An 18845-nucleotide genomic window follows, 5' to 3' on the forward strand; every position below is an offset into this window, starting at 1 on the left:
CTCACTATGCTCAGAACAATGGCGACCGTCTTCACCAAGATCATAAACGGAGAACTGCCGGGCCGATTCGTCTACGAGGACGATGAGATAGTCGCGTTCCTCACCATCGCGCCGATGACCCAGGGACACACGCTGGTGGTGCCGCGCGCGGAGATCGACCAGTGGCAGGACGTCGAACCCGGCGTGTTCGCCGGTGTCATGGAGGTGTCGCAGCTGATCGGCAAGGCGGTCGTCAAGGCCTTCAGCGCCGAGCGTGCGGGCATGATCATCGCCGGCCTCGAAGTGCCGCACCTGCACGTGCACGTCTTCCCCGCCTACAACCTCACCGACTTCGGATTCGCCAATGTCGACAACAACCCGTCGCCGGAATCCCTCGACGAGGCACAGACCAAGATCAAGGCCGCGCTCGCCGAACTCCCCTGAGAGTCAGCGCGCCCTTAGTGTCAGCGGGTTTCGGCCGCAACGTCGTTGAACCGCGGCAGGAAAGCTGCGGGTCGGCTGCGAGAAATCCGTGAGTTCACGCTTGCAGTGTCCATACACTGGCGGCATGGACTTTGGCAAGAACCTGATGCAGCTCGCGACCGCGCCGGCGCGCATCGGGCTCGCCGCCGCGGAGACCAGTCTGGGGATCGCCACGTCGGCGATCGGGGTGGCAAAAGCCACCCTCGGGGAGGGCGATCCGCCGTTCGGGGCTAACCAGGGCGCCTTCGCACACGTGCTGGGCATCAACGACGCCGTGGAGCGGGCCAACCGGCTGGCCAGGCTGATGGACGAGGACCAGCCGCTCGGCCGCGCCCTGGCCCCGGACGGAGCCGTCGACCGCCTGCTCAAGCCGGGTGGCGTCGTCGACCGACTGACCGCCCCGGGCGGCGTGCTTGACCGGCTGACCCGAGACGACGGCGGGCTGATGCGCGCCATCGAACCCGGCGGGCTGGTCGACCAACTACTCGGCGAGGAAGGGCTCATCGAGCGGCTCATCGGCGAGGACGCGCTCGTCGAGCGGCTCATCGCCGAGGACGGCATCGTCGACCGGCTACTGGCCGAAGGTGGACTCGTCGACAAGCTGACCGCCCGCAACGGCCCCCTCGAACAGCTCGCCGACGTCGCCGACACCCTGAACCGGTTGACGCCGGGCCTCGAAGCGCTGGCGCCGACGGTGGAGGCGCTGCGTGAGGCGGTGATCTTGCTGAGTCAGGTGGTGAACCCGCTGAGCAACATCGCCGACCGGATCCCGCTGCCCGGCCGCAGGATCGGCCGGCGCACCCCGACCACACCCACGACGGCGGTGCGGTCGCAACGGGTGCTCGGCGTCGACGAGTGACCCGATAAACTCGGAGCCCTTGCCTCCTTAGCTCAGTGGTAGAGCAACGCACTTGTAATGCGTAGGTCGTCAGTTCAATCCTGACAGGGGGCTCCGACGTTTCGTCCCGGGTTTGATTCCCCCGGGCTGGCTCACCCCGCTGGCCGTCGCCTGCGGCGGCAGCGACGAGGCCTGCCCGCTGACGTTGACCTCATCCACTTCCGGGTACCCCGGAGCATGACCGTCATCGGCTTTCACTGCTCACACGAGCAGATCGACCCCGCCCAGCTACTCCACGACGTCCAGCACGCGCAACAGGCTGGTTTCACCGCGGCGATGTCCTCTGACCACTTCAGCCCGTGGAGCGAGCGGCAGGGAGAATCCGGTTTCGCCTGGGCGTTTCTCGGCTCCGCTCTCGCCACCACCGGCTTGCCGTTCGGAGTGGTCAGCGCCCCGGGGCAGCGCTATCACCCGGCGATCATTGCGCAGGCGATCGCCACGCTGGCGCAGATGTTCCCTGGTCGGTTCTGGGCCGCGCTCGGCTCCGGTGAGGCGTCCAACGAGCGGATCACCGGGCAGGCATGGCCCCGCAAAGAGGTTCGTGACGCGCGTCTTGTCGAGTGTGTCGACGTCATCAGACGCCTGCTGCGCGGCGAGGAGGTGAACCACGACGGCCTGGTGCAGGTCAACCGGGCGCGGCTCTGGACGCTGCCCGAGGTGGTTCCCGATCTCGTCGGACCGGCGGTCACCCCACAGACGGCGGCCCGCCACGCCGGGTGGGCCGACGGGCTGATCACCGTCAACCAGCCGCCGGACAAGCTCAAGGCGGTTCTCGACGGGTACCGCGACGGCGGCGGGCGCGGGCCGGCACGGCTGCAGATTCACCTGAGCTGGGCCCACACCGACGACGAGGCGATGGCGATCGCGCACGACCAGTGGCGCAACAACGTGTTCGACCCGCCGGTGTCCTGGGACACCGAGACGGTGGAGGCGTTCGACATCATCGGCGGCGCCGTGTCGAGGGAGAAGGTCGGCGGCGCGGTGCGCGTCTCGGCGGATCTCGGACGCCACGCCGAATGGCTCGTCGAGTATGTCGAGCAGGGGTGGGATGAGCTCTACCTGCACTTCGTCGGCAAGGATCAGGCAGGTTTCATCGACGCCTTCGGCGAACACGTGCTGCCGCAGCTCTCCCCCACGGCGCCGAACGCGGCGATCGCATGAGGACGATCGAAACGGGTGACCTCTGGTGGAAGAACGCCGTCTTCTACTGCGCCGACATCGAGACGTTCTACGACTGGAACGGCGACGGCACCGGTGACATCCGCGGCATGACGGAGCGCATCGAGTACCTCTTCGACCTCGGCGTCACCTGCCTGTGGCTGATGCCGTTCTATCCGACCGCCCGCAAGGACGACGGCTACGACATCGTCGATTTCTTCGGGGTGGACCAGCGCCTCGGCAACCTCGGCGACTTCGTGGAGCTGGTGCGCACCGCGAGGTCCAGGGGCATCCGCGTGATCATCGACTTCGTCATGAACCACACCTCAGACGCGCACCCGTGGTTCAAGTCCGCCCGGCGCAGCAAGGACGACCCATACCGCGACTACTACGTGTGGAGTGAGACCGAGCCGAAGTCGAGTCCGGCCGACGTCGTGTTCCCCGACCAGGAGGACAGCCTCTGGGAGCAGGAACCCAATACCGGGGAGTGGTACCTGCATCACTTCTACAAGCACCAACCCGACCTCAACATCGCCAACCCTAAAGTCCAGGAGGAGATATCACGCACCTTGGGCTTCTGGCTGCAACTCGGCGTCTCGGGGTTCCGAGTGGACGCCGTCCCGTTCCTGTTCGCCCGTGACGGGGCCCCGGGCGACCCCGGCGCCTTCGATCCCTACGAGTACCTCGGTGACGTCCGCAATTTCGTCACCCGGCGGGTCGGGGATGCGGTGCTGCTCGGGGAAGTGAACGTACCCTACGACGATCAGAAGGCGTTCTTCGGCGGGCCCGACGGCGACGGACTCAACATGCAGTTCGACTTCATCGGCATGCAGAATATGTATCTCTCGCTGGCCCGGGGTGATGCCGGACCGATCGCCGCGGCGCTGCGGGAACGGCCGCCGCTCGACGAGACGAGCCAGTGGGCCAACTTCGTGCGCAACCATGACGAGCTCACACTGGACAAACTGGGCGAATCAGAGCGCCAGGAGATCTTCGACGCATTCGGCCCGGACCCGGGGATGCAGCTCTACGGCCGTGGGCTGCGGCGGCGACTGCCGTCGATGCTCGGCGGCGACGAGCGACGCATGCGCATGGTGTACTCGCTGGCGTTCTCGCTTCCCGGCACGCCAGTGCTGTTCTATGGCGAGGAGATCGGGATGGCCGAGAACCTCGACATCCCCGGGCGGTTCGCCGTACGGGTCCCCATGCAATGGACCAGCGACGACAACGGCGGCTTCTCCAGGACCGCGCGGCGGCGGCTTCCCCGGCCGGTCACCGACGGCCTGTACGGTCCGGAGCAGGTCAACGTCGCCGACCAGCGCCACGACCACCAGTCGTTCTGGTGGTTCATCCGCGATCTCATCTACACCTACAGGCAGCAGCCCCAGATCGGGTGGTCGGCGGCCGAAGTGCTCGACCAGCCCCACCCGGCGGTGCTCGCTCACTGCTGTCGGGAGAAGACCGGGTGGATGTTGGTGGCGCTGCACAACTTCGGCGCCGACCGCGCCATGGTGCCGGTCCAGCTTGAAGACGCCCCGGAGGGGTCGACGCTTGTCGACCTGCTCGACGGATTGTCGGTCCACGAGTTGGACCAGAAGGGACGGCTCGAAATCGACCTCGACGGTTACGGGTACCGCTGGTTGCGGCTGCTGAGGCCTGGCGACGACCCGATCATCTGAAGGAGTGGCCGTGTGGGAGCTCCTGATCGGCGCCGCCGTCGCGCCGGCAGCAACCTGGCTGGCGCTAGTCGTCGTGCTGGTTGCCGTGCGGCCTCGCGGCGGACTACTGCCAGCGGCCTTGCGGATCCTGCCCGACCTCTTACGCCTTATCCGCCGCCTGGCCGCCGACACGTCGCTGCCCACCGGCGTCCGGGTGCGTCTTGGCCTGCTGCTGGCCTACCTGGCCATGCCCTTCGATCTGATCCCTGATTTCATCCCGCTCCTCGGCTATGCCGACGACGCGATCGTGGTGACGTTCGTGCTGCGCGGTGTCGTTCGGCGCGCCGGCCAGGACGCGGTGCGCGCACACTGGCCCGGCAGCGACGACGGATTCGCGGCGCTGGCACGTCTGACCGGTTGGAGCAGCACGACCGGGCGCTGACCGCCGTTTTGTGCCAACCTCACGGGATCGACGCGTCCGCCGCAACCCCTTCGTCGTGAGGCCGGAACGGCCTGGAACTGAACCCCGTCTAGTCGTATGTCAGGGCTCGTCGCTCCGGGCCAACTTCGGTGCGCCGAGTTCGCGCCAGTCCGGTAGGGAGGCATCCCGACCGGGAGCGGTTCTCGTTGTGCGCGGCCCAGTGCGCATGTCCGAGTTCATGGATGCGCGATGGTGGTCTTGCGTAGATCACGCCAGCGCCGGGTGGTCTCGAAGAAGCCGGGTGGTCTCGAAGAAGCCGGGTGGTCTCGAAGAAGTAGTGCCACTCCTGCAGGTACACCCTCTCGGCAACGGCGGGCCTGGTTGCGCCGTTGATGCGGAAGCTCAGATGCTGCGCGGGACCCGGACCGCGTTCGGCGATGGCCTCCTCGGATCCGAGCGTTTGGGTATGCGGCCGGTCGAGCCAGATCCGCGCGATGCGACCGTCGTCGAGGGTTTCGCAGGTCACCTGCTCGGCGTCTGCCACAGCAGCACCATACGTGGGCGTGTCGCAGGCCCGTTCGCGGGTCGCCTAGAGTTGGAACATGCCTGCACAGTCTGATCCAGCCGATATCGGTGACGTCGAGCCGCTGGCCGACAGCACAGCGCGTCAAGCCCGCAAGGTCGTCGCCGCCTACGCGGTCGACGCCGACGAATGCCGGGTCTTCTTGTCCATGCTCGGCATCGGACCGTCGAAACTCGAGGCGTAAGTGTCTCCGGAGGGCGACCCAGGCGTTGACTCCGGAGACTCCGACTTCGTCGTGGTGGCCAACCGGCTGCCGATCGACATGGAGCGGCTGCCCGACGGCAGCACGTCCATCAAGCGGAGTCCCGGCGGTCTGGTCACCGCGCTCGAACCACTCTTGCGCAAACGACGCGGCGCGTGGATCGGGTGGGCCGGCATCCCGGACAGCCCCGAGGACCCGATCGAAGAAGACGGGCTGCAGCTCTACCCCGTCGCCCTGTCCGCCGAGGACGTCGCCGAGTACTACGAGGGTTTCTCCAACGCCACCCTCTGGCCGCTGTACCACGACCTGATCGTCAAGCCGATCTACCACCGCACGTGGTGGGACCGCTATGTCGAGGTGAACCGGCGATTCGCCGAAGCGACCGCCCGCGCGGCCGCCCAAGGCGCCACCGTATGGGTCCAGGACTATCAGCTGCAGTTGGTGCCGAAGATGCTGCGCATGCTGCGGCCCGACCTCACGATCGGATTCTTCCTGCACATCCCCTTCCCGCCGGTCGAGCTGTTCATGCAGATGCCGTGGCGTACCGAGATCATCGAGGGCCTCCTCGGCGCCGACCTCGTGGGTTTCCATCTCCCTGGTGGCGCGCAGAACTTCCTCTACCTGTCCCGCCGGCTGACCGGCGCGAACACCTCACGCGCGAGCGTCGGGGTGCGGTCGCGCTTCGGTGAGGTCCACGTGGGGTTCCGCACGGCGAAGGTCGGCGCGTTCCCGATCTCGATCGACTCGGCCGAACTCGACGCCAAGGCCCGCAACCGCACCATCCGACAGCGCGCCCGCCAGATCCGAGAGGAACTGGGGAACCCCCGCAAGATCCTGCTCGGGGTGGACCGCCTCGACTACACCAAGGGCATCGACGTGCGCCTCGAGGCGTTCTCGGAGCTGCTCGAGGACGGCCGCGTCGACAAGGACGACACCGTGCTCATCCAGCTGGCGACGCCCAGCCGGGAGCGCGTCGAGAGCTACATCGCCATGCGCGAGGACATCGAACGCCAGGTCGGCCACATCAACGGTGAGTTCGGCGACGTCGGCCACCCGATCGTGCACTATCTGCACCGGCCGCTCCCCCGCGACGAGCTGATCGCATTCTACGTTGCCGCCGACGTCATGCTCGTCACCCCGCTGCGCGACGGCATGAACCTGGTCGCAAAGGAGTACGTGGCGTGCCGCAGTGATCTGGGGGGTGCGCTGGTGCTGAGCGAATTCACCGGCGCCGCGGCCGAACTCCGCCAGGCCTACCTGGCCAACCCACACCACCTCGAAGGCGTCAAGGATGCCATCGAGGCGGCACTGACGCAGGAACCCGAAGAGGGCCGCCGACGGATGCGCGCGTTGCGTAGGCAGGTCCTCGCCCACGACGTCGACCGGTGGGCCAGGGCGTTCCTCGACGCGCTCGCCGACACCCACGCCGACGCCGAACGGGTCTGAGACCGCTATCGTTTGCGGCCGAGGTGACCGACGTCGACATCTGAATCGCCGCGTTGTGAGACCGAGCCCGTCATCCGGTCGATCTCTAGACAACGCGCAAGACCCGCGGGGCGGCTGCCTGCTGCGGATCAGCTGACCGCGGCCAGCGCGAACGGCAGCACCTCCGGTGCGCCACCCGCCCGGACCACCCGGGCCGCCATGGTCAGCGTCCACCCCGTGTCGGTGAGGTCGTCGACGAGCAGCACGGGACCATCGACGTCCAGCGTCGGCGTCTCCCACGAATTATCCAGCGCGGCAACGCGATACGCAGAGTTCGCCGCCGTCACCGGCCGCCGCCCCGGCCGGTACCGCACGGTGCCCAGGTCGGTGAGCCGCCCGAGTTCGGCGAGCCGGCGCGCCAGCGAGCCGATCAGCATGGGACGGCTGTCGGAATCCATCGCGAGCACGGCGACCGGACGCCGGCGCCACTCCCACGCGGCCAGCACGTCGACCGCGGCGCGGACCACGTCGTCGGAGACTTCGGCGTCGGGTTCGTCGAGCACCTTACGCAGCCGGGCGCCCCAACCCAGGTCGGTGAGCCTTCCGATCACCCGCCCGGTCGCCGGTCCATCGTGGATGCGTCCGCTCAGGTCGAGACCCAGCTTCGCCAGCCCGGACGGCCACTGTTTGCGCGGGCTGAGCTCGACACCCGGGCGCATCAGCCGCTGCTGAGTGCCCTCGGCCGCGGTCGCGTCGACGTCGGCAGACCAGCGGTTGCCGGTGCAGTTGTCGCATCGGCCGCATCGATCACCTTCCCTGAGTTCAGGGTCGTCGAGTTGGCGGCGCAGGAACGTCATGCGGCAACCATCGGTGCGTTGATAGTCGAGCATCGCCTGCTGTTCGCGCCGGCGCGCCTCATCGAGCTTGCGGTAGCGCGGTTCGTCGTAAGTCCACGGCAGACCGGTGCTGACCCACCCGCCCTTCACGCGCCGCACGGCACCGTCGACGTCGAGGACCTTGAGCACCATCTCCAAACGGCTGCGGTTGAGGTCGACGAGCGGTTCGAGCGCCGGGGTGCTCTGCGGCCGGTCCGTCTCAAGCGCCTCGATCACCTTGCGCACCATGGCTTCCGAGGGGAAGGCGACCGACGCGAAGTACCGCCACACCTCCTGGTCCTCACGGCCGGGGAGCAAGATTACCTCGGCGCTCGAGGTGGCACGGCCGGCGCGGCCCACCTGCTGGTAGTAGGCGATCGGCGAGGACGGCGCCCCCAGGTGAACGACGAATCCGAGGGCGGGTTTGTCGAATCCCATGCCGAGCGCCGACGTCGCGATCAGTGCCTTGGCCCGGTTGGCCAGTAGGTCGGCTTCGAGCTGTTCGCGCTCGGTGGGATCGGTGGAACCGGTGTAGGCGGCGACAGGGTGGCCGTGTTCGCGCAGTAGCGCGGCGATGTCGTGGGCCTGGGCGACGGTCAGCGTGTAGACGATGCCCGACCCCGGTAGGTCGCCGAGGTGGGCGACGATCCAGGCGGCGCGCTGGGCCGGGTTGCCCGCCTCGACGACGGACAGCCGCAGCGATTCGCGGTCCAGGCCGCCGCGCAGCACGAGGGTGTCCCGCCCGCCCACCCCCAATTGCGCGGCCACGTCGTCGACCACTCGGTCGTTGGCGGTGGCGGTGGTGGCCAGCACCGGGATGTCGTCACCGAGCTCACCGACGAGCGTGCGGATGCGCCGGTAGTCGGGCCGGAAGTCGTGACCCCAGTCCGACACGCAGTGCGCCTCGTCCACCACCACCAGCCCGGCATCGGCCGCCAGCGCGGGCAGCACGTTGTCGCGGAAGTCGGGGTTGTTGAGCCGTTCGGGACTGACCAGCAGGACGTCGACGTCGCCGCCCCGCACCCGCGCATGGATGTCGTCCCATTCGGCGACGTTGCCGGAGTTGATCGTGGCGGCCCGCACGCCCGCGCGCTCGGCGGCGGCGACCTGGTTGCGCATCAGCGCCAACAGCGGGGAGACGATGACGGTGGGTCCGCGGCCGGCGGACCGCAGCAGCTTGGCGGAGATGAAGTACACCGCCGACTTGCCCCACCCGGTGCGCTGCACGACGAGGGCCTGACGGCGCTGGATCACCAGCGCCTCGATCGCGGTCCACTGGTCGTCGCGCAGCGTGGCCTGCGGTCCGGCGAGTTGTTCGAGCAGCGCCTGGGCGTCGTCACGGGTGGGCATGGGTCCCATCGTGCCGGGTGGGTGCGACTACGTGACGACGAGCCAGACGGCGGCGAAGTGACAGCTGGCCGCGGCGGCGGTGAAGCCGTGGAAGAACTCGTGGTGGGTGAAGGTGTTCGGCCACAGATTCGGCCAGCGCACGCCGTAGAAGACCGCACTGATGTTGTACAGGACCGCGCCGGCGACGAGCAGGGCGACGACGAACCCGGCGCCGATCAGCAGCGTCTCGACGAACGGGACAGCGACATAGCCGAGCATCAGATAGAGCGGTACCCCGGTCCACACGATGACCAGCACCTTCGTCCCGACATTCGAAGGCATCGCCAGCACCGCGAAGGTGTGTACGTGGCGGCGATAAACAGGAGGATCACCGAGTGGTCGAGACACGGTATGCGCGATCGGTAGGTCGTGATGACGGATGGGACTTCGTCTCCGCTCGTGCGGGTCCCGACGGCTTCGTCGATTCTCGTGACCCCACCGTGGGGCCTGTCGAAGGGGGAGGGTCAAGCCCTACAGCATCCGGCGCGCGAGGTCCTCGATCTCGTCGTCCGTCGCCGGGGTATGCGGCGGTACCGGCACCGCGCCCGGGCTCGAATCCTCGCTTGGCCCCGCACCCCCGGCGTGCAGGAGCGGCGTCCGCCGCTCCTCGTCGCGCTTCTGCTCGTCGGTGGATTTCGGCTCGCCCTCACGGACGGGGAGTGCCTGCGGCGGCTGAGGCGCCTGCGCTGGCTGCGGGGGTGCTCCTGGCGCACCGGCGGCCGCCGGGGGCGGTGCACCTCCCCCGGCGGTCTGCGCACCGCCACCCTGGCCGCCGAACTGCTGGGCGCCCTGCATCGCCTGCTGCATGAGCGAACCGAACATGCCGCCGCCCTGGCCCCCACCGCCGACCTGCCCGGCCGAACTCGCCGCCTGGCCGCCCATCTGACCGAGTTGCCCGAGCATGCTGGTCAGCTGACCGACCGCCTGGCCACCGGACTCGTCGGCGTTCTGATAGGCCGACTGCGCGGAGACTAGCTTGCCGGAGAACATGCCCTCTTTCGCTCGCAGCGCAGCGACATTAGCCGTCAACGGCGCGGCCAATGTAGGAAGCACCGCGGCGATGGTCGCGCTCATCGCGTCCTCGCCGGGCGGCACCATCGGCATCTCCGGCAGCTGCACCGTCGCCGTATCCCACGAGATGCCCTCGGGTTTCTTCAGCGGATCCATCAGCGGCCGGCTCCTCCCACGAACGTGTCACCACTCATCGTCGACGTCCTCGTCGAGGTCGTACTCCAGTGGCTCCGGCGCGGCCAGCCCGGCCCTCGTGCCGCCACCGCCGCCCGAACCGCGGTTGCCCACCATGCCCATCGGCGCGCCCATACCGCCACCAATGCCGCCGGCGGCCACCGGTGCGGCGCCGCCCACGGCGGCAGCGCCCGCCATGGCCACTTCGGGTGCGGGCGCGACCGAAACCGCGTTCGTCCCGACCAGACCGGCCAGCAAGGGGGTCTGCGCCGCGACGCCGCCGGAACCGGGCAACGATGCGGCACGCATCATCCCGCTGCCGCCGCTGGCTCCCGACCCACCGGCGAGCGGGTGGTTGGAGAACGACGAGAACGGCAAGCCCGCCGCGCCGAGCGAATCGGACTTGCCGCCCTGCCCGAACATCGACGTCAACTGCTGTAGCGGTTGGGACAGTTGCTGCAGCGGCTGCATCATCTGCTGAGGTACCTGCGTGACCATCTGCCCGAGCTGTTGCGGCAGTTGACCGGCGATCGACGTCAGCTGGCTCATCATCTGCATGCCCTGCTGGGACCCTTGTCCACCCGCCTTGCCCGCTTCCTTCGCGGCGTCTCGGGCGGCCTGCTGACCGGGCACGGTCGGCGGGACACCGGCAGTGGGGATGCTCGGCGGCGCCCCGAAGCTGCTGGCCAGTTCAGTGGAGCTGGCGGTGACCTGCGTGATGTTCTGCGACAGCCCCATCTTGATGCGGGCCTGGACGAGTTCCTGGGTGTTGCTGAACGGCAGCGCCTGGATCGCCTCGCACTCGTGCTGCGTCTCCTGCGCCATGGCGTTCACCAGCGTCTTGGTCCGCACGACGGCGACTTCCATCTGCCGCAGCTTGGCCGCGATCGCGGCGGCGTGGGCGGCATTGGCCTCGTGGCCACCGATGATCGTGCTGGCCTCACCGGCCGCGGCGACCGCTCCGCCGCCCTCCCAAGCGTCGGAGAGCTTCATCAACTGGCCCTGCTGCTCCGGTACGACGGATCCGCTGAGTTTCGCCGCGAGCTGCTCGTAGGACGCCGCGGCGGCCGCCAGTGTCTCCTCGTCGACGTTCGGCCATCCGGGGCCCGTCACGGTCTGAGCACCGTACGAGCTGGCGTCGGGCATGATCCCCACGAGCACGGGCCCCCTGTTCTCCGCGGTGACGACATTCGTCAGCAAACTTTACCGCGTAGCTGGCGGGTGTACCGGCGGGAATTCAACGCAGGCCCAACCCCGGCAGTGGCGGAGCGAACCCACCGATGAAGCGTCGCTGAATTTTCCTAAAATTAAGCTAATGTCTTCATATGGCGGGAGTTAAGCAAATTCCTTCATCGACGGCCGCGGTGATCGGCGACGTAGTCGCCTCCCGCCGCGCCCCCGACCGGGCCGCACTGCACCGCCACCTCGACGCCGCGCTCGGCGACGCCGGGTTCGCCTTCACGGTCGGTGACGAGTTCCAGGGGACCCATCCGAGCGTCGGCGCCGCAATCGACGCGGCACTGACCGTGCGGCTCGCGGTCGCCCCCGCCATCGACATCCGCTTCGGCATCGGCTGGGGGCTGGTCACGATGCTCGACGCCGAAACGGGGATCCAGGACGGCCCCGGCTGGTGGGCCGCGCGGGAAGCGATCGAATGGACCGCTTCGGCGCAGCGACAGCCGGGCCTCGCGGCGGTGCGCACGTCTTATCGCCGGGCCCTGGCGACCCCGGGTCCGGATGTCGACGCCGTCAACGCCGCCCTGTTGTGTCGGGACCACCTGCTTGGATCACTCGACGACCGATCACTGAGGATTCTGAAGGGCCTGTTGACCAACCACACCAAAAAGGACATCGCCGCCGCCGAGCACGTCAGCGCCTCGGCGGTATCCCAGCGCGCCGGCCGCGACGGGCTCGACCTGCTCGTGTTGACCTCGACCTACCTGCGCGGTGTCCGATGAGCGCGCTGGCCGTCCTGCTGATCGCGATCGGCCTCGCCGACACACTCCGGCGGATCACACCCCGCACCCGGTGGCCCGTCGTGATCGTGCCCGCCGCGGTCGTGGCCTGCGCCCTGCTGGCCGGCCTGTGGCACCGCGGCGACATCCCGTTGCTCCTGATCGCCGCTGCCACGGGGATCGCGTGGGAGGTACTCGGGGCGCGGGCGGAGCGCACCGGTCGACGGCCATGGGCACCGCTGGTCGTGCTGGCCACGGCCGCTGCCACGCTGATCGTGCTCTCCGGGTGGGCGTCCCACGTAGCCGGGTTGGTCGGCCGATGGTCGGACTGGACACAGTTCAGCGCGGTCAGCGCGGTCAACGCGGACCGGCTGCTGATGGTCGTGGCGGTCATCCTGCTGCAGTTGGCCACGGGAAACGCGCTGGTGCGGCTGGTACTGGCGTCGGTCGGGGCAGTGAAGCCCGCCGGAGAGCCGCAGCCGTCGGACCGGCTCAGGGGCGGCCGGCTGCTCGGGCCGATGGAGCGGCTGCTGATCCTCGGCCTCGGGCTGGCCGGGCAGTTGGCCGCCGCCACCGCCGTCGTCGCCGCCAAGAGCATCATCCGGTTCCCGGAGATCAACGCTGCGAACGCGAGGGGCAATGGTAACGGTGACTTGGGAATCGGCATCCACGGGGTGACCGAATACTTCCTGGTCGGCAGCTTCGCCAGCTGGATCATCGCGCTCGGCGGGTTGGCGCTGGCGCAATAAGGCGCAATAAGGCGCAATTACCCCAATTGCGACGCGACGATTCTGTGGAAGTACGGCGGCGACTGGACGCCGAGGCGCTCGATGGTCTGGCCGAGGCATCGGCGCCGGTCCGGACTCGAGTCACATGTGCTTTAGCCTCGACGTGATGAGTGGGGCGCACGCGAAGAGTCCAGAGCACCGGGAGGTGTCGCTGCGCGCCGGCATCCCACCGTTCTACGTGATGGACGTGTGGCTGGCCGCCGCCGAACGTCAGCGCAGCCACGGCGACCTGGTCAACCTGTCGGCGGGCCAACCCAGCGCAGGTGCCCCGACCGCCGTGCGGGAAGCCGCCATCGCCGCACTGCACCGCAACCAGCTCGGTTACACCGTCGCGCTCGGCATCCCGGAACTGCGGGAGGCCATCGCCGGCAGCTATACCGGCCGCTATGGGGTCACCGTCGAACCCGAAGACGTCATCGTCACCACCGGATCCTCCGGCGGTTTCCTGTTGGCGTTCCTGGCCTGCTTCGACGTCGGCGACCGCGTGGCGATCGCCAGCCCCGGCTACCCCTGCTACCGCAACATCCTGTCGGCGCTGGGCTGCGAGGTCGTCGAGCTGCCGTGCGGCGCGGAGACGCGATTTCAGCCCACCGCCGCCATGCTCGCCGAAATAGACCCGCCGGTGCAGGGCGTGATCGTCGCCAGCCCGGCGAACCCCACCGGCACGGTGATCGCACCCGAGGAACTGGCCACGATCGCCACGTGGTGCGAGGAAACCGGCGTTGCGCTGATCAGTGACGAGGTGTACCACGGGCTGGTCTACGAGGGCGCCCCCCAGATCGGCTGCGCCTGGCAGACGTCACGAAAAGGGTTGGTCGTCAATAGCTTTTCGAAGTACTACGCGATGACCGGGTGGCGGCTGGGCTGGCTGCTGGTACCCACCAAACTGCGCCGCGCCGTCGAGCGCCTGACCGGGAACCTCACCATCTGCCCGCCCGCGCTGGCACAGCAAGCCGCGGTGGCGGCGTTCACCCCCGAGTCGACGGCCGAGGCCGACGGTCTGCTGGCCCGCTACGCCGACAACCGTCGCCTGCTGCTCGACGGGCTGCGCGCCATCGGCATCGACCGGGTGGCTCCGACCGACGGCGCGTTCTACGTCTACGCCGACGTCTCGCATTTGACCGACGCGTCGTTGTCGTTCTGCGCGAAGCTGCTGGCCGACACCGGGGTCGCGATCGCGCCCGGGATCGATTTCGACACCGTGCACGGCGGCTCGTTCGTCCGGCTGTCGTTCGCCGGACCGACCGCCGACATCACCGAGGCGCTGAGCCGGATCGGAGCCTGGCTGCGCTGACGTATCGACTTGTCGGTGTGCGCCGCTACAGTCGGGGTCCTGCTCGAAAGCATGCTCGACGTCGATCCCGAGGACCGCTGCGTCACGATCCGACCGCCGGGCTGGTGCGAGGAATGCGGGCCGCGCCCAGCCGCCCGCAGGACCAGTGTCATCGAGGGCGGACTCAGTGTCGAGAGCGGACTCAGTGTCGAGGGCGGGCTCAGTGTCGAGAGCGGACTCAGTATCGACATCGTCAAGTTCGACGCTGCGTGACGTACCAATCCAGCAGAGCTGGATTGTCGACCGCGGTCGGCTCGACGACACGGGCCGGGTCACCGCCCTGGAGGAGCTTCTTGATCGGCACCTCGAGCTTCTTACCGGTGCGGGTGTGCGGGATGCCGGGGGCCAGCAGGATGTCGTCAGGCACGTGGCGCGGTGACACCTCGGTCCGGATCGTCGCGCAGATCCGGTCCTTGAGGTCGTCGGTGAGTTCGGCATCGTCGGTGAGTGTGACGAAAAGCGGCATCCAGTAGCCGCCGTCGGGTTGCTCGGCGCCGATCACCAGCGCCTCGGCGACCTCCGTCATCCGTTCCACGGCCTGGTAGATGTCGGCGCTGCCCATCCGGATGCCGTGGCGGTTGAGCGTCGAATCCGACCGGCCGTGCACGACGACGCTGCCGTGGTCGGTGATCGTGATCCAGTCGCCGTGCCGCCACACTCCCGGATACATCGCGAAATATGCCTCCCGGTAGCGACTTCCGTCGGGGTCGTTCCAGAACTTCACCGGCATCGACGGCAGTGGTTTGGTGATGACGAGTTCGCCGACCTCACCACGGACAGGCTGGCCCGAGGTGTCCCACGCCTCGACGGCGGCGCCGAGGTACGGCGCCGAGAGCTCCCCCGGCCAGACCGGAACAGTGCGCACACCGCCCATGAACGCCGACACCACGTCGGTGCCGCCGCTGATGGAAGCCACCTGCACATGCTCGCCCACGTTGTCGCGCAACCACAGTGCCGAGGCCGGGGGCAGCGACGAACCGGTGATTCCGACGGTCCGCAGCGCGGACAGATCGTGCTCCTGACCCGGTACCGCGCCCGCCTTGTCACATGCCAGCACGTAACCGGGGCTGGTGCCCAGCACCGTCGCCCGCACCCGGGCGGCGATATCCCAGAGGGTGTCGGCGGCTGGATACGTCGGGCTTCCGTCGTAACACACGATGGTCGCCCCGACCAGCAGACCGGCCACCTGGAAGTTCCACATCATCCAGCTCGGGCTGGTGAACCAGAAGAAGGTGTCCTCGGCGCCGAGATCCGACTGCAGGGCTACGGCTTTGAGGTGTTCGACCACAACCCCGCCGTGACCGTGCACGATGCCCTTCGGCAGACCCGTCGTGCCCGACGAGTACAGCACCCAAAGCGGATGGTCGAAGTCGACGGCGACCGGTTGCAACGCACCGCCCTCGGCGGTCACCGAAGCCCAGTCCAGCCAGTCCGCGTCGGGCACATCGGACCCGATCCGCGACACCAGGACCCCGGCCTGCAACGTCGGCAGCCCGGCGCGCAGCGCGGCGACATCGGGCGTCTTGTCATGGGTTTTCCCGCCGAAGCGGTATCCGTCGGCCGCGATCAGCACCACCGGTTCGAGCTGCCCGAGCCGGTCCAACGCGGCCTTGGCGGTGTAGTCCTGTCCGCACGCGCTCCAGATCGCCCCGATGCTCGCGGTGGCGAGGAAAGAAATGACCGCCTCGGGCACGTTGGGCAGGTAACCCGCCACGCGATCACCCGGGCCGACGCCGAGCGACTGCAGCGTGCGGGCCAAACCCGCGGCTTGCCTGAGTGTCTCGCCCCATGAGACCTCGGTGACCTCGCCAGCGCAGACTGAGCCACCCTCGGTGACGTAGAGGATGGCAGGCCGGTCGGCGCGGGCGTGCCGGACGACCTGGTCGGCGTAGTTCAGTCGCGTTCCCGGGAACCAGCGCGCGCCGGGCATCGCGTCGTCGGCGAGTACTTCGGCGGGCGCTTCACCGAGTTCGAAGTACTCCCACAGCGCACCCCAGAACCCGGCGAGGTCGTCGACCGACCACTGCCACAGGGCGTGGTAGTCCGACACGTCGGCGCCCGTGCGGCGCTGAACGAAGCGGGCGAAGTCGGTAACCCTGGCGCGGGCGACGTCGTCGTCGCTCGGCACCCACTGGGGTTCGCTCACCGGGCGCTCCACCCACCGTCCATGGTGTAGGCCGCACCGGTCACCATGCCGGACTGCGACGAGGCCAGCCAGCCAACCAGCGATGCCACTTCGGACGGTTCGACGAGTCGCTTGATGGAGCTCTCCTTGAGCAGGATCTGGGTCACCACGTCATCTTCACCGATGCCGTGAACCTTGGCCTGGTCGGCTATCTGTTTGGTGACCAACGGGGTTCGCACGTAACCGGGGTTGACGCAGTTGCTGGTCACCTGATGGGGTCCGCCCTCCAGGGCGGTCACTTTCGACAGCCCCTCGAGGGCGTGCTTGGCGGTGACGTAGCCGACCTTGTACTCCGAGGCGCGCAATCCGTGCACCGACGAGATGTTGATGACCCGGCCGAATTTCTGCGCGTACATGTAGGGCAGCGCCGCGCGGATGAGCAGGAAGGGCGCCTCGACCATCAGCGTCATCAGCATCCGGAAGTTCTCCGGGAGGAAGTCGACGATCGGGTCGATGCGTTGCACACCGGCGTTGTTGACCAGGATGTCGGCGTCCAGCGCCAGGCCTTCGAGCCCGGACACGTCGAGGAGGTCCACCACCCAGGCCTTGCCGCCGATCTCGTCGGCCAATGCGGCAGCGGCGGATTCGTCACGGTCGGCGACGGTGACGGTGGCACCGCAGGCGGCGAGTTCACGCGCACACGCCTCGCCGATACCGCTCGCACCGCCGGTCACCAGAGCGGTCCGCCCGGCCAGATCGGTCATGCGCCGATCCTGGCGGCCTCGCGGGCGAGGTCCTCGCGGTCGGCCCGGTCCAGGTCATGCAGGTCGATGCCGTTGGTCTCACGGGTGAAGAACACCGCGACCAACGTGATCGAACACGCGACGGCGAGATAGATCGCGATCGGCACCGACGAGCCGTAGATGTCGAGCAGCTTCACCGCGATGAGCGGCGCCAGCGAGCCCGCCACGATCGAGGTGACCTGATAGCCCAGGGACACACCGGAATACCTCATCCGGGTCGGGAACATCTCGGCCATGATGGCCGGCTGCGGCGCGTACATCAGCGCATGGATCATCAGACCGATGCTCACCGCGGCCGTCACGACGACGTAGCTGCCGCTGTTCATCATCGGGAACGCGAAAAAGCCCCACGTCGCGCCGAGGACCGCGCCAACCGTGTACACCGGGCGGCGGCCGAAACGGTCGGACAGCCAACCGACCAGCGGTACGACCGCGAAGTGGATCAGGTGCGCCACCAGCAGGTACCAGAGAATGTCGCTGGTGTCGGCACCGACCTGGACCTTCAGGTAGGTGATCGAGAAGGTGACCACGAGGTAGTACATGATGTTCTCGCCGAATCGCAGGCCCATCGCGGAGAAGACGCCGCGCGGGTAGCGCTTGAGCACCTCGACCACACCGTAGGAGGTGGCCTTGGCCCGCTCCACCTCCTGCTGTGCGGCGACGAAGATCGGCGCATCGGTGACCTTGGTGCGGATGTAGTACCCGATCAGCACGACCACGGCCGACAACCAGAAGGCCACGCGCCACCCCCACGACAGGAACGACGACTCGGGCAGCGTACTGGTCAGGATCAGCAGCACCACGGTGGCGAGCAGGTTCCCGACGGGCACGCCGGCCTGTGGCCAGCTGGCCCAGAAGCCACGTTCCCGGTTCGGGCTGTGCTCGGCGACCAGGAGCACCGCGCCGCCCCACTCGCCGCCGACGGCGAAGCCCTGGATGAACCGCAGCGCGACCAGCAGTGCCGGCGCCCAGTACCCGACCTGTCCATATGTCGGGAGGCAACCCATCGCGAAGGTCGCGACGCCGACTAGCAGGAGGCTGAACTGGAGGAGCTTCTTACGGCCGTATTTGTCGCCGAAGTGCCCGAAGACCACGCCCCCGAGCGGGCGCGCGACGAAGCCGACCGCATACGTCGCGAACGCGAGGAAGATCGCGTTGAGTTCGCTGGTGGTCTCCGAGAAGAAGATCTTGTTGAACACCAGCGTGGCGGCGGTGCCGTAGAGAAAGAACTCGTACCACTCGACGACGGTGCCCGCCATCGAGGCGACGACCACACGTTTGAGGCCGGTGGTGATCGAGTCCGGCTGGCTAGTATCCGGTCGCGAGGGATTCTGCGTGCTCATCACTGACTCCTTCGCCGTTATCCCCTGGTACCGGCACGCCGATCTGATCCGGATGCTGCCGCGTCGTCGTCGAGGCCATCCGCGAGCCGGTGGGCGATCAGCACGAGGTGCTGCTCGGCGCGGGTTGAAAATCAACTGCCGCCGCCACCGCAGCCGCCCCCGCCACCACCGGCACTACAGCCACCACCGCCCCTCCGGACCGCCTGTCCACGGACCACTGCCACTGTCGGGCGGGTCATCGT

Annotated in this window: 18 protein-coding genes, 1 tRNA gene and 1 pseudogene; 12 read left to right on the plus strand and 8 right to left on the minus strand. The window is 68.3% G+C overall.

Annotated elements, in window-relative coordinates:
- Window positions 1–18: 18 nt before the first annotated feature.
- The 6 genes from G6N07_RS15945 to G6N07_RS15970 all read left to right on the plus strand — a co-directional run bounded on the left by G6N07_RS15945 (window position 19) and on the right by G6N07_RS15970 (window position 4618).
- Window positions 19–423 carry an HIT family protein gene (locus tag G6N07_RS15945; protein WP_085188453.1) on the plus strand — a complete coding sequence of 135 codons (405 nt, stop codon included), beginning with the start codon at window positions 19–21 and terminating at the stop codon, window positions 421–423.
- A gap of 124 nt (window positions 424–547) precedes the next feature.
- A complete protein-coding gene (locus tag G6N07_RS15950; protein WP_085188451.1) occupies window positions 548–1321 on the plus strand; it encodes a hypothetical protein in 774 nt (257 codons plus the stop codon).
- Between the two features lie 21 nt (window positions 1322–1342).
- Window positions 1343–1414, plus strand: a tRNA-Thr gene (locus G6N07_RS15955).
- Window positions 1415–1537: 123 nt separating this feature from the next.
- The gene (locus G6N07_RS15960) at window positions 1538–2521 is read left to right on the plus strand and encodes a TIGR03885 family FMN-dependent LLM class oxidoreductase (protein WP_085188449.1); all 984 of its coding nucleotides are present in this window, start codon (window positions 1538–1540) and stop codon (window positions 2519–2521) included.
- On the plus strand, window positions 2518–4197 hold the full coding sequence (locus G6N07_RS15965) for an alpha-amylase family glycosyl hydrolase (RefSeq protein ID WP_085188447.1): 1680 nt from the start codon (window positions 2518–2520) through the stop codon (window positions 4195–4197). Before G6N07_RS15960 ends, G6N07_RS15965 begins: the two co-directional genes overlap by 4 nt.
- Before the next feature lie 4 nt (window positions 4198–4201).
- The gene (locus tag G6N07_RS15970) at window positions 4202–4618 is read left to right on the plus strand and encodes a YkvA family protein (RefSeq protein ID WP_085188445.1); all 417 of its coding nucleotides are present in this window, start codon (window positions 4202–4204) and stop codon (window positions 4616–4618) included.
- 99 nt (window positions 4619–4717) lie between these two features.
- Here G6N07_RS15970 and G6N07_RS15975 read toward each other — a convergent pair.
- A pseudogene (locus tag G6N07_RS15975) lies at window positions 4718–5141 on the minus strand (hypothetical protein).
- A 58-nt stretch (window positions 5142–5199) separates the two neighbouring features.
- Here G6N07_RS15975 and G6N07_RS19750 point away from each other — a divergent pair.
- Window positions 5200–5364, plus strand: a complete 165-nt coding sequence (locus G6N07_RS19750) for a hypothetical protein (RefSeq protein ID WP_099050132.1) — start codon at window positions 5200–5202, stop codon at window positions 5362–5364.
- Window positions 5365–6828, plus strand: a complete 1464-nt coding sequence (locus G6N07_RS15980; RefSeq protein ID WP_085188443.1) for an alpha,alpha-trehalose-phosphate synthase (UDP-forming) — start codon at window positions 5365–5367, stop codon at window positions 6826–6828. It begins immediately after the preceding gene.
- Between the two features lie 128 nt (window positions 6829–6956).
- Here G6N07_RS15980 and G6N07_RS15985 read toward each other — a convergent pair whose 3' ends face one another.
- From G6N07_RS15985 to G6N07_RS16000, 4 genes are all read right to left on the minus strand, one after another.
- Window positions 6957–9032 (minus strand): RecQ family ATP-dependent DNA helicase, encoded by a 2076-nt coding sequence (locus G6N07_RS15985; RefSeq protein WP_085188441.1) that lies wholly within the window; start codon window positions 9030–9032, stop codon window positions 6957–6959.
- Window positions 9033–9059: 27 nt separating this feature from the next.
- Window positions 9060–9353 carry a hemolysin III family protein gene (locus G6N07_RS15990; RefSeq protein WP_109749297.1) on the minus strand — a complete coding sequence of 98 codons (294 nt, stop codon included), beginning with the start codon at window positions 9351–9353 and terminating at the stop codon, window positions 9060–9062.
- A gap of 189 nt (window positions 9354–9542) precedes the next feature.
- Window positions 9543–10238 carry a hypothetical protein gene (locus G6N07_RS15995; RefSeq protein WP_085188439.1) on the minus strand — a complete coding sequence of 232 codons (696 nt, stop codon included), beginning with the start codon at window positions 10236–10238 and terminating at the stop codon, window positions 9543–9545.
- 27 nt (window positions 10239–10265) lie between these two features.
- Window positions 10266–11411, minus strand: coding sequence for a hypothetical protein (locus tag G6N07_RS16000; RefSeq protein WP_085188597.1), 1146 nt, complete (start codon window positions 11409–11411; stop codon window positions 10266–10268).
- A gap of 170 nt (window positions 11412–11581) precedes the next feature.
- Between G6N07_RS16000 and G6N07_RS16005 the strand changes: the two genes are divergently transcribed.
- The 4 genes from G6N07_RS16005 (at window position 11582) to G6N07_RS16020 (ending at window position 14545) form a co-directional block, all read left to right on the plus strand.
- On the plus strand, window positions 11582–12214 hold the full coding sequence (locus G6N07_RS16005) for a SatD family protein (protein ID WP_085188437.1): 633 nt from the start codon (window positions 11582–11584) through the stop codon (window positions 12212–12214).
- Window positions 12211–12960 (plus strand): hypothetical protein, encoded by a 750-nt coding sequence (locus G6N07_RS16010; RefSeq protein WP_085188435.1) that lies wholly within the window; start codon window positions 12211–12213, stop codon window positions 12958–12960. Before G6N07_RS16005 ends, G6N07_RS16010 begins: the two co-directional genes overlap by 4 nt.
- Before the next feature lie 145 nt (window positions 12961–13105).
- Window positions 13106–14293 (plus strand): pyridoxal phosphate-dependent aminotransferase, encoded by a 1188-nt coding sequence (locus G6N07_RS16015; protein WP_085188596.1) that lies wholly within the window; start codon window positions 13106–13108, stop codon window positions 14291–14293.
- 15 nt (window positions 14294–14308) lie between these two features.
- Window positions 14309–14545 (plus strand): hypothetical protein, encoded by a 237-nt coding sequence (locus tag G6N07_RS16020; protein WP_085188433.1) that lies wholly within the window; start codon window positions 14309–14311, stop codon window positions 14543–14545.
- Here the strand turns inward: G6N07_RS16020 and G6N07_RS16025 are convergent.
- Genes G6N07_RS16025 through G6N07_RS16035 form a run of 3 tightly spaced genes read right to left on the minus strand, consistent with a single transcriptional unit; the run spans window position 14526 to window position 18603 of the window.
- On the minus strand, window positions 14526–16478 hold the full coding sequence (locus tag G6N07_RS16025; RefSeq protein WP_085188594.1) for an acetoacetate--CoA ligase: 1953 nt from the start codon (window positions 16476–16478) through the stop codon (window positions 14526–14528). The genes G6N07_RS16020 and G6N07_RS16025 overlap by 20 nt on opposite strands.
- Window positions 16475–17221: an SDR family oxidoreductase gene (locus tag G6N07_RS16030; RefSeq protein ID WP_085188431.1), complete on the minus strand. Its 747-nt coding sequence runs from the start codon at window positions 17219–17221 to the stop codon at window positions 16475–16477. The genes G6N07_RS16025 and G6N07_RS16030 overlap by 4 nt, the downstream gene beginning before the upstream one ends.
- A complete protein-coding gene (locus G6N07_RS16035; RefSeq protein WP_085188592.1) occupies window positions 17218–18603 on the minus strand; it encodes an MFS transporter in 1386 nt (461 codons plus the stop codon). Before G6N07_RS16035 ends, G6N07_RS16030 begins: the two co-directional genes overlap by 4 nt.
- Window positions 18604–18845 lie beyond the last annotated feature (242 nt).

The sequence above is a fragment of the Mycolicibacterium doricum genome (assembly GCF_010728155.1).
GTDB classification, from domain to species: domain Bacteria; phylum Actinomycetota; class Actinomycetes; order Mycobacteriales; family Mycobacteriaceae; genus Mycobacterium; species Mycobacterium doricum.

Coding starts and splice junctions, on each gene's coding strand:
- G6N07_RS15945 (WP_085188453.1), top strand. CDS start 19: ATGGCGACCGTCTTCACCAAGATCATAAACGGAGAACTGCCGGGCCGA.
- G6N07_RS15950 (WP_085188451.1), top strand. CDS start 548: ATGGACTTTGGCAAGAACCTGATGCAGCTCGCGACCGCGCCGGCGCGC.
- G6N07_RS15960 (WP_085188449.1), top strand. CDS start 1,538: ATGACCGTCATCGGCTTTCACTGCTCACACGAGCAGATCGACCCCGCC.
- G6N07_RS15965 (WP_085188447.1), top strand. CDS start 2,518: ATGAGGACGATCGAAACGGGTGACCTCTGGTGGAAGAACGCCGTCTTC.
- G6N07_RS19750 (WP_099050132.1), top strand. CDS start 5,200: ATGCCTGCACAGTCTGATCCAGCCGATATCGGTGACGTCGAGCCGCTG.
- G6N07_RS15985 (WP_085188441.1), bottom strand. CDS start 9,032: ATGCCCACCCGTGACGACGCCCAGGCGCTGCTCGAACAACTCGCCGGA.
- G6N07_RS15990 (WP_109749297.1), bottom strand. CDS start 9,353: ATGCCTTCGAATGTCGGGACGAAGGTGCTGGTCATCGTGTGGACCGGG.
- G6N07_RS15995 (WP_085188439.1), bottom strand. CDS start 10,238: ATGGATCCGCTGAAGAAACCCGAGGGCATCTCGTGGGATACGGCGACG.
- G6N07_RS16005 (WP_085188437.1), top strand. CDS start 11,582: ATGGCGGGAGTTAAGCAAATTCCTTCATCGACGGCCGCGGTGATCGGC.
- G6N07_RS16010 (WP_085188435.1), top strand. CDS start 12,211: ATGAGCGCGCTGGCCGTCCTGCTGATCGCGATCGGCCTCGCCGACACA.
- G6N07_RS16015 (WP_085188596.1), top strand. CDS start 13,106: ATGAGTGGGGCGCACGCGAAGAGTCCAGAGCACCGGGAGGTGTCGCTG.
- G6N07_RS16030 (WP_085188431.1), bottom strand. CDS start 17,221: ATGACCGATCTGGCCGGGCGGACCGCTCTGGTGACCGGCGGTGCGAGC.
- G6N07_RS16035 (WP_085188592.1), bottom strand. CDS start 18,603: ATGAGCACGCAGAATCCCTCGCGACCGGATACTAGCCAGCCGGACTCG.